This is a genomic window from Actinoplanes sp. OR16 (genome assembly GCF_004001265.1).
Lineage (GTDB): Bacteria > Actinomycetota > Actinomycetes > Mycobacteriales > Micromonosporaceae > Actinoplanes.
In genome coordinates this window covers 6,988,886-7,002,669 of the sequence record NZ_AP019371.1, presented here as the reverse complement: position 1 = coordinate 7,002,669, position 13,784 = coordinate 6,988,886, and the positions used below count along the sequence as shown (strand labels likewise).

The 13,784-nt window shown below is 71.8% G+C and carries 11 protein-coding genes; 7 read left to right on the top strand and 4 right to left on the bottom strand.

Annotated features, from left to right (window positions below):
• Positions 1-19 precede the first annotated feature (19 nt).
• The 7 genes from EP757_RS32195 to EP757_RS32165 all read left to right on the top strand — a co-directional run bounded on the left by EP757_RS32195 (position 20) and on the right by EP757_RS32165 (position 5,499).
• Entirely contained in the window at positions 20-1,399 is a 1,380-nt protein-coding gene (locus EP757_RS32195; protein WP_127552172.1) for an MFS transporter, read from the top strand.
• A 26-nt stretch (positions 1,400-1,425) separates the two neighbouring features.
• On the top strand, positions 1,426-2,691 hold the full coding sequence (locus EP757_RS32190) for an ROK family protein (protein ID WP_160165942.1): 1,266 nt from the start codon (positions 1,426-1,428) through the stop codon (positions 2,689-2,691).
• 1 nt (position 2,692) lies between these two features.
• A complete protein-coding gene (locus tag EP757_RS32185; protein WP_127552170.1) occupies positions 2,693-3,196 on the top strand; it encodes an SUKH-4 family immunity protein in 504 nt (167 codons plus the stop codon).
• Between the two features lie 97 nt (positions 3,197-3,293).
• Positions 3,294-3,713 carry a nitroreductase family deazaflavin-dependent oxidoreductase gene (locus tag EP757_RS32180; RefSeq protein ID WP_127552169.1) on the top strand — a complete coding sequence of 140 codons (420 nt, stop codon included), beginning with the start codon at positions 3,294-3,296 and terminating at the stop codon, positions 3,711-3,713.
• Positions 3,714-3,722: 9 nt separating this feature from the next.
• A complete protein-coding gene (locus tag EP757_RS32175) occupies positions 3,723-4,370 on the top strand; it encodes an alpha/beta fold hydrolase (RefSeq protein ID WP_127552168.1) in 648 nt (215 codons plus the stop codon).
• Positions 4,371-4,382: 12 nt separating this feature from the next.
• On the top strand, positions 4,383-4,865 hold the full coding sequence (locus EP757_RS32170) for a MarR family winged helix-turn-helix transcriptional regulator (protein WP_127552167.1): 483 nt from the start codon (positions 4,383-4,385) through the stop codon (positions 4,863-4,865).
• Positions 4,866-4,893: 28 nt separating this feature from the next.
• Positions 4,894-5,499: a DsbA family protein gene (locus EP757_RS32165; protein ID WP_127552166.1), complete on the top strand. Its 606-nt coding sequence runs from the start codon at positions 4,894-4,896 to the stop codon at positions 5,497-5,499.
• Here EP757_RS32165 and EP757_RS32160 read toward each other — a convergent pair.
• From EP757_RS32160 to EP757_RS32145, 4 genes are all read right to left on the bottom strand, one after another.
• Positions 5,403-6,518, bottom strand: a complete 1,116-nt coding sequence (locus tag EP757_RS32160) for a flippase-like domain-containing protein (protein WP_127552165.1) — start codon at positions 6,516-6,518, stop codon at positions 5,403-5,405. The two genes, EP757_RS32165 and EP757_RS32160, sit on opposite strands and share 97 nt — an antisense overlap.
• Before the next feature lie 28 nt (positions 6,519-6,546).
• Positions 6,547-7,557: a hypothetical protein gene (locus EP757_RS32155; RefSeq protein WP_127552164.1), complete on the bottom strand. Its 1,011-nt coding sequence runs from the start codon at positions 7,555-7,557 to the stop codon at positions 6,547-6,549.
• A 128-nt stretch (positions 7,558-7,685) separates the two neighbouring features.
• On the bottom strand, positions 7,686-13,460 hold the full coding sequence (locus tag EP757_RS32150) for a serine protease (protein WP_127552163.1): 5,775 nt from the start codon (positions 13,458-13,460) through the stop codon (positions 7,686-7,688).
• Positions 13,457-13,768, bottom strand: a complete 312-nt coding sequence (locus tag EP757_RS32145) for a trypco2 family protein (protein ID WP_127552162.1) — start codon at positions 13,766-13,768, stop codon at positions 13,457-13,459. The genes EP757_RS32150 and EP757_RS32145 overlap by 4 nt, the downstream gene beginning before the upstream one ends.
• Between the last annotated feature and the right edge of the window lie 16 nt (positions 13,769-13,784).

The window sequence follows — 13,784 nt, the reverse complement described above, 5'->3', positions numbered from 1 at the left end:
CTGCGCTAAGGACTCGACGATGAGCATCAGCCCCGCCATAAGCCCGGAAGTCCTCGATCCGGCCGACGACCCGCGTGCCGTCCGCGGCCGGGAACGCGCCGCCTTCACGCTCGGCGACATCGCGTCGAACCTGACCTGGACGACGATCTCCAGCTACCTGCTGTTCTTCTACACCGACGTCGCGTCCATCGCGGCGGCCACCGCCGGCACGCTGATGCTGGTGGCGCGCCTGCTCGACGCGTTCTTCGACCCGGCCGTCGGCATGATCCTCGACCGGACGACGACGCGCTGGGGGCGTGCCCGGCCGTACCTGCTCTTCGGCGCGCCGCTGCTGAGCGTCCTCACCGTTCTCACGTTCGTGACGCCGGCCGGCGGCAAGCTGGGCGCGGTGTCCTGGGCCTACGTCACCTTCATCCTGGTCGGCCTGGCGTATTCGCTGGTCAACGTGCCCTATGGCGTGCTCATGTCGATGGCTACGCGTGACTCCGGTACGCGGATGAAGCTGGCCGGTTTCCGGGCGTTCGGTATCGGCCTGGGTCTGATCGTCGTGTCGACGGCGACGCAGCCGTTGATCGCGTTCTTCGGCGGCTCGACGACCTCTCGCACCGGATTCTTCTGGACGATCACGATCTATGCGGTCACCGGCATGGCGCTCTTCTGGGTCGTCTTCGCCTCCGTCAAGGAGCGGGTGCCGCTGACCCCGGTCTCTTCCGGCACCACCAAGGGCGCTCTGAGGACCATGTTCCGCAACGGGCCCTGGCTGACCGTCGTCGTCTTCAGCATCCTGTCCTTCGCCCGGCTCGGCATCATCACCGGCGGCGCCGTCTACTTCGCCCTGCACACGCTGCACAACCCGGGCGCCATCTCGATCATCCTGCTGGCGTTCTCGCTGTCGGCGGTGCTCGGCTCCGTGGTGACCGCCCCGATCCTCCGCCGGCTCGGCCACCGCAACGGCATCCTGCTCGGCCTGGTCGCCTCGATCGTCCTGACGATCCCGCTCTACTACCTGCAGGACGACCTGGCGGCGTTCACCATCGTCTTCTTCCTGGCGAACATCGTCGGCGGCTTCGGCTTCGTCGCGGTCCCGGCGCTCGTCGCCGACACCGTCGAATGGCAGGAGTGGCGCAGCGGCCAGCGCAACGAGGGCCTGCTCTTCTCCGGCTACAGCATGAGCACGAAGATCGGCGCCGCCCTCGGATCCGCCCTGCTCGCCTGGGGTCTGGCCGCGGTCGGCTACCGGCCGGACGATGTCACCGCCGAGGTGAGCGACGGCATCATGCTGCTGTTCCTGGTGCTGCCAGCTATCATCGCCGCGCTGCAGGCGGTGTGCATCGGGCTCTACCGGCTCGAGGCGCAGCTGCCGCAGATCAAGGCCGAGATCGCTCAGCGTCGCGGCTGAGCCGTCTCTTTCGGATGGGGGACTTCATGTTGCTGCCCGCCTCGGTCGCCAGTCTGGAGTCGGCCCCTCTTGCCTTGATCATCGATTTGGTCCGCTCCGGCCGTGCCACGACACGGCCGGAGCTGGTCACGGCCACCGGACTCGGCCGCAAGGTCGTGACGCAGCGGGTCGATCAGGCGATCACTCTCGGACTCCTCGAGGACGGTGAGCTGGCGCCGTCCTCCGGTGGCCGGCAGGCGCGCACGTTGCGCTTCAAATCCCGGGCGGGGTACGTCTACGGCGCACTGGTCGGCGCCTCGGAGTTCACCGCGGCGGTCCTCGACCTCGACGGCTCGATCATCACGTCGCACCACGAGGACTGGGCCGTCGATCTCGGCAGCGAGCGGACCATGCGCCGGCTCGGCGCGGCCTTCGCCGGGATGGCCCGGACCACCGGGCTCGCCCGGCCGTGGGGGATCGGCATCGGGATGCCCGGGCCGGTCGAGTTCGCCACCGGCCGGCTCGTCGCCCCGCCGATCATGCCGGGGTGGGACGGGTTCAGCGTCCGGTCCTGGTTCCGCGACCACTACGACGCCCCGGTCTGGGTCGACAACGACGTGAACCTGATGGCCCTCGGCGAGTGGACCGCCGGCAAACCGCACGACGGCCGCGACATGCTCTTCGTGAAGGCCGGCACCGGCATCGGCGCGGGACTGATCAATCGCGGTCGCCTGCTGCGGGGCGATCGCGGCGCGGCCGGGGACATCGGCCACGTCCACGTCTCGGACGACCCGTCGACGCGGTGCCGCTGCGGCCGGGTCGGCTGCCTCGAGGCGGTCGCCAGCGGCTGGTCCCTGCTGGAGGAGGCGACCCGGCGAGTCCAGGAGAGCCCGCGCCTGTCCGCCCTCGCCGGCCCGCTGGCCCTCGGCGACATCGGCGCCGCCGCGCTGGCCGGTGACCCGCTGGCGAACGAGCTCGTGGACCGCCGCGTGCAGGCCCTCGCCGAGGTGGTCGCCCATCTCGTCAACTTCACCAACCCCGGGGTGCTGGTCCTCGGCGGTGGCGCGCTGCGCACCGGCCCCCGCTTCACCGAGCTGGTCGCCGAGTCGGTCCTGGCCCGCTGCACCGATCTGGTCACCCAGGACCTGGTGATCCGCCCGGCGTCGCTGGATCAGATGGAAGGCGTCATCGGTGCCGGCCTGCTCGCCGGCGGGGGACTGCTGGCCCCGGCCTCACTGGCACACTGGGCGGAATCGGGCTCACCCCTCGGCCACGCCGCCGACCTGCAACGTCTCTCCGCCGAGCTCGGCTGACATGACGCCGCCCACGGTGGAGGAGTTCGAATCCTGGGCCGGCCGCGGGCGCGTACACCGCGCGACCCGGACGGACGTGCAGACCTGGCGGCTCCCGATGCCGGCGAAGGACGCGCTCGTCCTCAGTGGCGTCCCGCTGCTCGACGAGATCGTCCTCGACGTCTCCTTCCGCGCCGCGCCGGCGATGTACAGGCTGGCGCTCCACGACGACGGCTGGGAGTTCGGCGCCGTACCGGAGTCCGGCGAGGTCCGCCTGTGGCCGGCCGGTTCCTTCGTGAACTCCTCGATCAGCCAATGGCTGTGCTCGCTGCACACGGTGGGCGCCCGCTTCGCCGAGTCCACGGCTCTGGACCGCTGGGACGAGAGCGCCGAGTCGCAGGAGCAGGCACTCGCCGAACTGGCCGATCTCCTCCACCGGATCGAAGCCATCGACCCGGCCGCCATCGCGGACGGCGACCATGAAAGCCGATTCTGGCCGGGCCTGCTCGATCGCTGGCTCTTCTGACCTCGGCCGCCCGTCCTCGGAGCGCTCACTCGCGGATCTTGGAGGATGGCTGCGGTGCCGGGTCGGCAGCGGGGGCCGATGGTGGAAGGATCGGGGCATGAGCGACTGGAATGACAAGGTCATCGACGAGTTCCGGGCCAACGAGGGACGGGTCGGCGGGCAGTTCGCCGGCGCGCCGATGGTGCTGGTCCACCACACCGGCCGCAAGTCCGGCCGGGAGATGGTCAGCCCGATGATGTACCTGCCCCACGAGTCCGACGACGACGTGATCTACGTGATCGCCTCGAAGGGCGGCGCCCCGGAGAACCCCGGCTGGTACCACAATCTGACCGCGGCGGGCCGGGCCACCGTCGAGCGCGGCGCCGAGACCTACCAGGTCACCGTCCGCGATCTGGAGGGTGACGAGCGGGACCGCCGGTTCGGGGAGCAGGCGAGCCGCTATCCCGGGTTCGCCGGATACGCGGAACGGACCGCCGGCATCCGGACGATCCCGGTCCTCGAACTCACCCGGGCGTAGGGGCCGGGATTGGCCACCTTCGCCCTGATCCACGGCGCCGGCGACGTCGGCTGGTACTGGCACCGCGTCGAGGCGGAGCTGCGGGCCCGCGGCCACGACACCGTCGCACCGGATCTGCCGTGCGACGACGACACCGCGGGCCTCGCTGACTACGCCGACACGGTCGTCGCCGCGATCGGTGACCGGAGCGGCGATCTCGTGGTCGTCGCCCAGTCGCTCGGCGGTTTCGTGGCGCCGCTGGTCGCCGAGCGGGTGCCGGCGACGCTGATGGTGCTGGTGGCGCCCATGATTCCGATGCCGGGGGAGGCGCCCGCCGACTATTGGACCGACACCGGCTACACGTCCGAGGGCCAGTACGACGACGAGATCGCCCTGTTCTATCAGGACGTCGAGCCGGCCCTGGCCGCTGAAGCCGTGAGGCACGGCCGCCGCCAGTCGGAGGCGCGGTTGAGTGAACCGTCGCCGCTGGTGGCCTGGCCCCGCGTACCCACCAAGGTCGTGATCTGCCGCGACGATCGGCTCATGCCCGTGGCGTTCCAGCGTCGTGTCGCGCGGGAGCGTCTCGGGATCACCCCGGATGAGATCGAAGGCGGTCATACCCCGGCGCTGAGCCGGCCGGGCGAGCTGGCCCGGCGTCTGCACGACTACGTGGCGTAGAAGAATCGGATCGTGGAGATCTCGACGGCCTCGGAAGCCGCAAATCATGAGCTGGTCCTGGCGTTCGGGCGTCTGCAGGGCGCGGCGAACCGGCTCGAGTACATCCTCGGGCGGGCGCTCGAACAGGAGTGCGGGATCAGCCATCTGATGTACGAGGTCCTGCTCATTCTCGGTCGCGCCGGTGCCGAGGGCCTGCCGATGCGGGCGGTGGCGCAGGAGCAGGTACTCACCACGGGCGGCGTGACCCGGCTCGTCGACCGGATGGAGGCGGCCGGCCTGGTCGAGCGCCTGGACGACCCGTCCGATCGGCGGGGGCGGCTGCTGCGGCTGACTCCGCGGGGTGAGGAGACGGCGGTCCGGGCGTCGCGCGTGCACGTGGAGAACATCCGCCGCTACTTCGTGGAGCCGCTGCCCGAATCTGATCGCGCCCGATTCGCCGAGGACCTCCGTATTCTCAGTCACTCGGCCCGGGATGCTCTGCCTCGCCTGCGGTAAACCCTGACTCCTCAGTTATTGTTGCCGCATGCAACTCGTCTACGTCTTCGACGCCTACTGTGGCTGGTGCCATGGCTTCGCCCCTACGCTTCGTGAGGTTGTCCGCCGTCACCCCGAGTTGCCGATCGAGGTGATCTCGGGCGGTCTGTTCACCGGATCGCGGCGCGTGCCGATCGGCCGGTTCGGGTACATCGACGGCGCCAACGCGCGGATCAGCGAGCTCACCGGGGCGGTGTTCGGGCCCGGCTACCGGCGGTTGATCGCCGACGGCTCGTTCGTGATGGACTCGGAGGCGGCCGCTCGCGGGTTCGCCGCCCTGCGTGACGCCGCGCCGGACCGGGCGGTCGAGCTCGCCGAGGCGGTGCAGCACGCGTTCTACGTCGAAGGTCGCAGTCTGTCCGATCCGGATACCTTCACCGCGATCGCCGCCCAGCGAGGGCTCACGCTGGGCGGTCCGGTGGCGGCTGGTGAAGAGCAGGCCGATTTCGTACGTACGAAGCACCTCGGTGTGACAGGGTTCCCGACACTTCTGGCCGTTCACGGTTCGTCGGCGGTCGTCCTCGCCCACGGGCAGGGTGACGCCGACGTGATCAGCTCGCGGCTGGATGCGCTCGTGGCCGGCGGGGCTGCCTGATTCCGGTGGTCACGGGCATGCGCACGGGGGTGCCGGCGTATCGGGGAGGGAAAGCGTGAGGAGGCCGCCTGGCCGGACCGGGGGAGGGCGTGGATCGCGGACCAGACGATCCATCCGGCGCCGATGATCACTCCGAAGCTGATGATGCGGTAGAGGACGACCGTCGCGATGGCCGTGGGGGTGTCGATGCCTGCGGTCGTGAGTCCGAGAATGATCGCGCTGTCGATGATGCCGAGTCCGCCGGGGACGATCGTGATCGTGCCGGCTGCGTACCCCGCGCAGAACGCCAGCAGCAGCGGACCGAGTCCGATTCCGGTCCCTCCGGTCGCCCGGAGGCGCAGCCAGAGGCATGCGGCGTCGAGAAGCCAGTTGAGCAGGGCGAACGTTGACGCGGCGGTGGCGTTTCCCGGGGTGAGGCGGGCGGCCTTGAGCTGCTCGGTGAAGGTCGCGATCGTGGAGGCCGCCCGGGGGAGGCGCCGGCGCAGGAGGCGTTCGATCACGTCGGCGCGCCGGACCGCGATGATCAGCATCGGCGTGCCGGCGGCCAGGACGGCGAGGGTGGTGAGATCCGGCGTGCCGTGCGAAGCGAGCGCACCGGTGGCGCCGACCGCCGCGAGGGCCGCCGCCGAGAGGATCCCGGAGAAGGCGATGCACCAGGAGGCGATCGCCGGACTGGCCCCGAAGCGGCGCATCTGCTGGAAGTTGAACCGCGTCGAGAACGCCGGACCGGCCGGAAGAGTCACGCTGAGTGAGTGAGCGGCATAGGCGACGGCTACGGCGCGGTGCAGCGGCACCCGGACGCCCGCGCTGCGCAGGAGACGTCGCTGCATCCGGGCGTAGGCGGCCATCGCGGCGAGTTCGGCGGCGAGCGCGGCAGCGAGCCAGCCGGGGTGCGGGGTACGGAGATGGGTGAAGGCGCTGGTCAGCGAGGGCCAGGCGATCACCAGCTCGACGGCGAAGAGGACGAGCAGGGCGGCTGTACCGGCGAGGCGGAGGGACCGGCGGGTCGTGGTCGTCATGATCCATCCCTCCCGTGTCGTGTTCTGATCAGACCATTGCAGGTGTCTCGGTGTCAGCCTCGTTTCCGTCGGCGACGCCGGGGCGGCGGCTGCGTAGCGCCCCGGCGATGGCGAGGGCGACGCCCGCGGCCAGCCAGCCGAGCAGGACGATCACCGCATGGGCGCTGCCGTGGCCGTCGAAGAAGGCCGTCGATCGGAGCAGCTGTCCGCCGGCGCCGGGCGGGAGCAACCGACCCAGCTCGCCGGACCAGCCGGGCAGCATCTGCGGTGCGCTGGCGCTGCCGGAGAGCGGGTTGCCGATCAGCATCATGATGGCCGCCCCGATGCCGAGGCCTGCATACCCGAACAGCGACTCCAGACCGAGAATGGCCATCGACGTGGCGGCGATCGTGAGGCTGACGGCACCGGCGTTGGCGAGGTACGAACCGTCCAGCGACCCCAGCCAGAACTGCAGGATCGCGGCCATCGCCAGGCCGCCGGTGATCGCGAAGGCGAGTGCTCCGGCGATCCGGCGGGTGGCGCCGCTGAGCAGGTTGGTGAGCAGGACCGCGGCCAGGATGCCGCCCAGCACCAGCGGCAACGCACCGGCCGTGAGCCCGGCGCCGCGCGGATCGTCGGCGGGCAGCGGCACGACGTCGGTGACCGTGGCCGTCGTGCCGGCGTCGGGGTTCAGCCCCGCGGCCACCGACTGCAGTGTCTGCGCGACCGAGGCACTGGCTGCCGAAGCGGTCAGAACCCGAGGGGCGCCGGTGCTGAGATCGATCGCGCCGTACACCTCCCGGTCCCGGATCAGCTGCTCGGCCGCGGCCGTGCCGCCGACCGCCGTGACCTCGAACCCGCCCGGCAGCCGCTGTTCGAGCGCGGCCGTGACCTGCGCCGTGGCGGCGGCCGGCCCGGCCACGGCGATCGGGATGTCGTGCACCGACGAGCGCACCGACGGCCAGGCGAACGCGGTGAGCAGCACACTGACGACGACGGTGAGCAGGGCGACGGCGCCGGCCACCTTCGGCCAGGGCGACGGGGTGGTCTGGGTGGCCATGTCAAGAGCTCCTTTGGCGAACGACTGTTCGTTTTTGCTTTCGAGCATGAACCCGTGACGGGCCGTTCGTCAAGAACGATCATTCGTTTTGCCGCGATCGGAAAGGCGACAGCGCCGATTCGCGCCGGTCAGGCTTCGCTGCGCAGGGTTTCGCGCAGTGCCTCGGCGAAGGCGCGGAGAGCGTCCGGCGCGATGCGGCCGGCCACGTCGACTGCTTCCAGCCAGCCTTCGGTGGTGAGCGCCTCCGCCAGCAGCGCGTGCCCGAGCGGCGAGGTGCCGTGCTCGCTCTCGACGACGGCCAGGCGGGCCAGCTCGCGGCCCTGCACGGGGCTGGAGGCGATACTCCGGGCGACGTCGGCGGCCCTGCGCTGGTCACCCGCCTCGATGAGCCGGGTCACCAGCGCGGTCATGCTACGCACGTAGTCCTCCTGGCCCACCATGGCCCGGGCGGCGACCGTGTACGCGGCGATCAGGGTCCCGGTCTGCGCGTCGTCGTCGAGAGTCGTGCCGAGCAGGCGGAGGATGATCTCGGTGCGGAGGCGCGCTTGGCCGGCGGGCACGCTCGCCAGGACCCGGCCGGCAGTCGTCCGGTCACCGTTCGCCATGAGGACGTCGACGAGCCGGACCACTGCCGTGCGATAGTCGCCGGACTTCCCGTCGCCGTCGAAGGTGACCGCGCTCGTGACCGCCAGGGCGAGCAGGCGCCCGCCGTCCGGGGCGCGGGCGTCGCACGCTGCCGCCGCGACCTCGACGGACGCGGCGAGGCGCCGCGACGGGTCGGTGATGCCCTGTGCGGCCGTGCCCGCGGCCGCGAACTCGCCGTCCGCCGTCAGGAGCGTGACGGCTCGGCCGAGGACTCCATCGCGGACGCGGTCGTCCTCCACCAGCGGCGCCCAGGCGACGGCCTCCTGGGCGGCGCGCGTCTCGATCAGACTCTGGATGCCGAGGGCGACCAGGTGCTGCGCCAGGCCTTGACCGCCGGCCGCGCCGAGCATCTCCTCGACGAGCTCCCGGGCCTGATCGGGCCGGCCGGCCGCGATCAGCGTCTCCGTCAGCCTCGTCATCATCTGGTACCGAGGATCGTCCGCCTCGGCGCGGCGGGCCATTGCCGCCACCTGGTCGAACAGGCCCAGTTGGAGCAGGACCTCGGTGAGACCGACAGCGGATTCTGGGTCGACGATCGCTGCGGCCTCCGCGAACACCTCCCGCGCCCGGGCCTGCTCGTTGCGTTCCACGAGTTCCCAGGCGCGCCGAACCAGAGCGTCCGCCTCGCGTACTTCGGCCTCCGCCTCCTCCGAGCGTCCTTCCCGCAGCGCCCGGTCAACTCGTCCCGATCGGGGCGGCTTAGCGCGTCCGAGCACCAGGTTCGGCGGAGGGCCCGCATCACGTTCGCTGCGCTCGGTCCGGCGTGCGACTTCGGCGACGAGCATCTCGGCGCGTGCGGCATCGGCGGGGCGCGCCTCGGCGGCGATCAGACGAGCTTCGGCGAGAGGATCATGGCGACTGTCATGCCCGAGTCCGACCCCGAAGTGATGGCCCGTCGGCGCTGGGTTCTCGATCAATTCGGTGGCCATCGCTGAGATCAGCTGCAGCAGATCGTCGCCCTGCCAGAAGGTGTCCGCGAAACCGGTGAGCCGGGGGGAGTGCCGCAGGCGGCGGTACTCGTACTCGTTGGCGCTCCCGGAGAGCTGCGCGGCCAGCCGCAACAGCTGGTCGTGGCCCTGCTGACTGCCGTAGAGCGGCCTGATCATGGCTAGCGACTCCTCGGCCAGCCGGCCGGCGAGGTCCTTCGCGCCCCGTTCGGCGGCGATCCCCACGCCGTCGAGGAGCACGTCCAGGTTCTCCGCCGCCACCGCGTTCTCGACGGCCTCGGCACCGATCCTGGAGTCGTCCAGATCCGGCCAGACCGCCCGGACCAGGGCGGCCAGGCTCAGCAGAGCCAGCGGATCGGAGGAGGCGCGGGCCCGCTGCGCGGCGGCGTCGAGGAAACGGCGGCGTCCCGGTACTTCGGAGGCCCTGAATCTGCCCCCGGCCATGGCATTGATCGCGAAGGCGCGGAAGTCGCCGTCCGGGAGCATCGACTCGGCGGCGTCGAGGTCGCCGCGCGCGATGGCGCGTGCTGCCGCCGTGCCGAGCAGCGCCGATCGGTGCGCCGGCGTCGCCGCCCCGACCAGGCGGAGGACGTCCACGGTCGGCACGGCGTCGAGGACCGTCGCGAAGCTGTCCGCGATGATGTCGCCCTCCCGCCGCGTCGCCGGAGCCAGCGCGACGGCCTCGGCCAGCGCGGTCACTTCGTCGTACAGGCCGAGGGCCAGGAGGGACGGCAGCAGTGATCGGGCGGCGTGGGCCGCGTCCGGGGCGAGCACCGCCATCTCCGCTGCCGCCCAGCGCACCGCATCGGTGTCACCGGCGGCCGCGCCGGCCTCCGCGACGGCGGCGATCGTCTCCGCCCGGCGGGACACCTGCCCGATCATCAGTGCCGGTCGCCGGGCCGCACCGAGGTCGCCGGCCGCCACCTGCCTCTCCGCCACCCGGCGCAGCAGCTCGTCGCGCCCGCGTTGCTCGGTGACGCCATCGGCCAGCTCGATCGTCAGGTCGAGGCGGCCCGTGTCGAGCACTGCCAGTGCGGTCCGGCGGTATACCTCGCTCGCTAGGCTCAGGTCGACGGTCTCCCGGCCGTCCGCCTCGATCCGGGCCGCGACGGCCACGCCGCGATCGACGTGACCGATGCCGATCAGGCCCACAGCCAGCTCGGTGAGGTAGTGGCGGCGCCAATGGCCGTCGGGCAGAGCGATGCCGGCCGTCACGGCCTCGTCGACTTCACCGGAACGCACCGCCTCCCACATCACCGCCCCGAATGCCTGGGCCTGTTTGGAGGGGTCACGGATGGACCGGGCCACGGTTTCGGCGAAACGGTGGGCCCCGATCCCCACGAGGAAGGTGCAGTCCCGCAGGTCCTGTCCCGGGTTCGCGGACGCACGGCCGGAAATCAGCCGCCGGAACTCCTGGCGGAGGTCGTCGGCCCGGCGCGGGTCACCGAGGATGGCGTGGACGGTGGACAGCGCGGCGAGCATCGCCGGCGATCGGTCCTCGTCCTCGGGCACCCGGGCCTCGGCGGCAGCCGCGGCGGCCCGTGCCGCGTCCGCGTCGCCAGCCCGGCGCCACAGCAGGCTGCGGTAGATCAGGGTGGTGAAGTCCTTCTGGTAGGAACTCTCCAGATCCATGGCGAAACGCCTGCAGGTCTCCGGCGTGCCGTCGGTGAGCAGCAGCGGCACCAGGTCTTTCAGCGGGTCGTCGGTGGACTCCGCCACCCTCTGCCGTGCCTCTTCCAGCGCTGTGGAGCAGCGCTCGCCTCCCCGGCGCCGCCCGGCCAGACCCAGCCACACGGAGGCCCTCGCGCTCACCGGGGTCCGGGCCGCGAGGAAGTCCGCAAGGTCCGGGAGACCCATCGCCTCGGCCAGGATCGGCAGCCCGCGCTCGACCTCCGGCATGCCTCCGGCGACGGCCCGGGCCTCAGCCTCGCGGCCTAGACGCAGCAGCAGCCACAGGCGTGCCTCCGGGGTGGCCGCGCCGCCCGGGGCCAGACCGGCGACGACGCGGAACGCGTCGGCCTGCTGCCGGTCCCCGGCCCGAGCCAGGTCGTCGATGGTGGCGGCCACACCGGGATCGTCGCGGGCGACCTGGCTCAAGGCGAGCGCTCGCAACGCCTCCCGGCGGATCTCCGGCACTTCGATCCCGGCTGCCACCTCATGACCGCGCCGGAGATCACCGGCCGCGATGACGGCCACCGCGAGGTCGCCCTGGGCGCGGTTACGCTGCCAGCGGTTCGGGATCCGGGCGATCGCGGTCACCGTGTCCGCGACGATCCGCGCGGTGGTATCCGGGGCGCCGCCTTCCGCGTACGGCTCCACCAGCCTGGTCATGGCCCGGGCGTGGCGAACGGGATCGGCCAGGCTGCGCGCCAGCGTCTCGGCGCGGACCAGCCGGCCGGCCTTCGCCCAGACAGCAGGCAGCTCGGCCGGCAGTTTCGCATTACGGTGCGTCCCCAGACCCCGGTGATATGCGAGCCGCATCAGCGTCGCGAGGTCGGGGTCGTCCTGCCCGACGGCCGCCCGCATCGCCGCGGCGATCTCGGTCAGGACAGGCCCGTCCGCGCCGGTGGCCTCGAGCAATCGCTGATGGCGCCGGACGTCGAGCGCGATCGCCACCATGCGGGGGATGTCCCGATCCTGCTCCAGGATCCGCGGATAACCGAGGAGCAGGTACGCCGGTGTGCTGGTCGGCCAGCCGTCGTCGCGGTAGCCCTCGGCCCAGGTGTGCAGGCGGTCCCGGTGCCGGGCCAGCTCGCGCGGGCCCAGTCGTTCGACGGCTCTGCGGCGCAACTCCTCGTGGCCGAACAGGAACACCGGGCGGGGGACGTCGCCGATCAGGGAGTCGGTGGCCCGGCTCACCACGACCCGGCCGAAGGAGCTGCCGAGCAGCGGATCCATCTCGTACGGCGCGGTCCCGGTCAGCTCCTGCAGTTCGGCGGAGTCGAGCCCGCCGCCGCAGGCGGCCAGCAGTCCGAGCACATCACGTTCCAGGCGGCCGCCGGCCAGCAGCCGGTTGAGTTCGAGGTTGGCCGCGCGTTCGAGCTCGCGGGCGTACGCGGTCTGGCTGAGGGTCCGGATCGGGCAGTCGCGCAACGGGTGGTCGGTGTCGACATCGTCGGGGACCGGCGGGTGCAGCCGCCCGGACACGATCACCCGGAGATGGTCGCCGGGGTTCTTGGGCAGCAGCGCGGCGATGCTGGCCATCGCCGAGTCGGGTGTCCACTTGTCCTCGTCGAGGCCGTCGACCACCAGGACCAGGCGGCGGCCCTGCTCGCCGAGCCGGCGGGCGGCCGCCTCGAACAGGTGGCGGCGATGCGCGTCGAGCGAGCCCGGCGAGACGGCTACAGGCTCGTCTTCCTCGATCACCGCGCTCAGCTGCTCCACCATCGCATTGGTGAAGGCCTCGCTGTCGGCCTTGCCGGCCAGCCGGCCGGTCACGAAGAACGAGACGACCTCGACGCCGGCCGGCGGACGGGAGACGAAGCTGGACATCAGCGCCGACTTGCCGGCCCAGGGATCACCCCGCCACCAGACGTACGGGATCGGTCCCGCACAGAAAGCCGCCAGTTCGTCCAGTTCCGTGTCCCGGTCGCGGAGTCCGCCGAGCGGGACGATGTCGCGAACCTGCGCGGCGTACGCCGAACGCGTGGTCCAGCCCAGCGGATGGGGCGTCACATCGGCGGGTGTGCCGGTGATGTCCATCGCGGACAGGGCCTCGGGCGGGCATCGGTCCAGCCGTGCCACGGTGAGCCGGCCGGGGCCCTCGGCCAGGTGGTCCTCGATGACCACCCCGATGAGGTGGCCGCCGACCAGCACCGGTGCGCCGGACATGCCCTCCCACGGCGAGCCGGTCGGCGCGGCCTGCGGCCCGGTGACGACGAGCTCGGCCCGCCCGCTGCGCCGATCGGCGAGAATCGCGATCGAGCCCGTCAGATAGCTGAGGTCGCGGTACCGTTCGCCGCTCGCAGCGGTCCTCAGCTTCCACAGCGGGAAGCCGGCCGTCTCGGCGGGCACGACGGCGGCCCGATCAGTGAAGCGCCCGATGGGCACGGCACGAACCGCACCGGGCGGCGGGAACGTCAGCACCGCGATGTCCGTCTCCGGGTCCCGCCAGGCGACGGACGCCGTCACCGTCCACTCCGCATCGGTGTCGGCGTCGAAGCGCAGCCCGATCTCGGCGGAGTCGCCGAGGACGTGCTCGGCCGTCACGGCGGTTCCGCTGCCCACTCGGTACGCCGTGCCGCGCGCGCCCGCGAGCACCTCGGCCAGCCGGTGCGGGTCGAGGTCGCCCAGGTAGAACGCGGAGGTCACCGTTCGCGGGGAACGTCGTTACCGCTGACCTTCACCTTCTCACCGGGCTGGCTGAGAAGTCGTGGTTCGAGTGTCAGACGCACGGTGTGGGTCACCATGGAGCGGCGGCGCGCCTCCGCGCCGCCCTCCAGCACCCACAGCTTGATCTTGCCGCCGGGCTTGGTCTCCCGTTCGGCCACCACGGCCAGCTCCAGCTCGATCGGCCCCAGCTCGAAGCCGAGATCCTTGCCCTCGCCGCGCCAGATGGCGCGCTCCAGCTCGCCCCGCAGATCCGCGATGAAGTCGGCGAGCTCAATCGCATCGTCCATGCCGCACCCGTCCGCC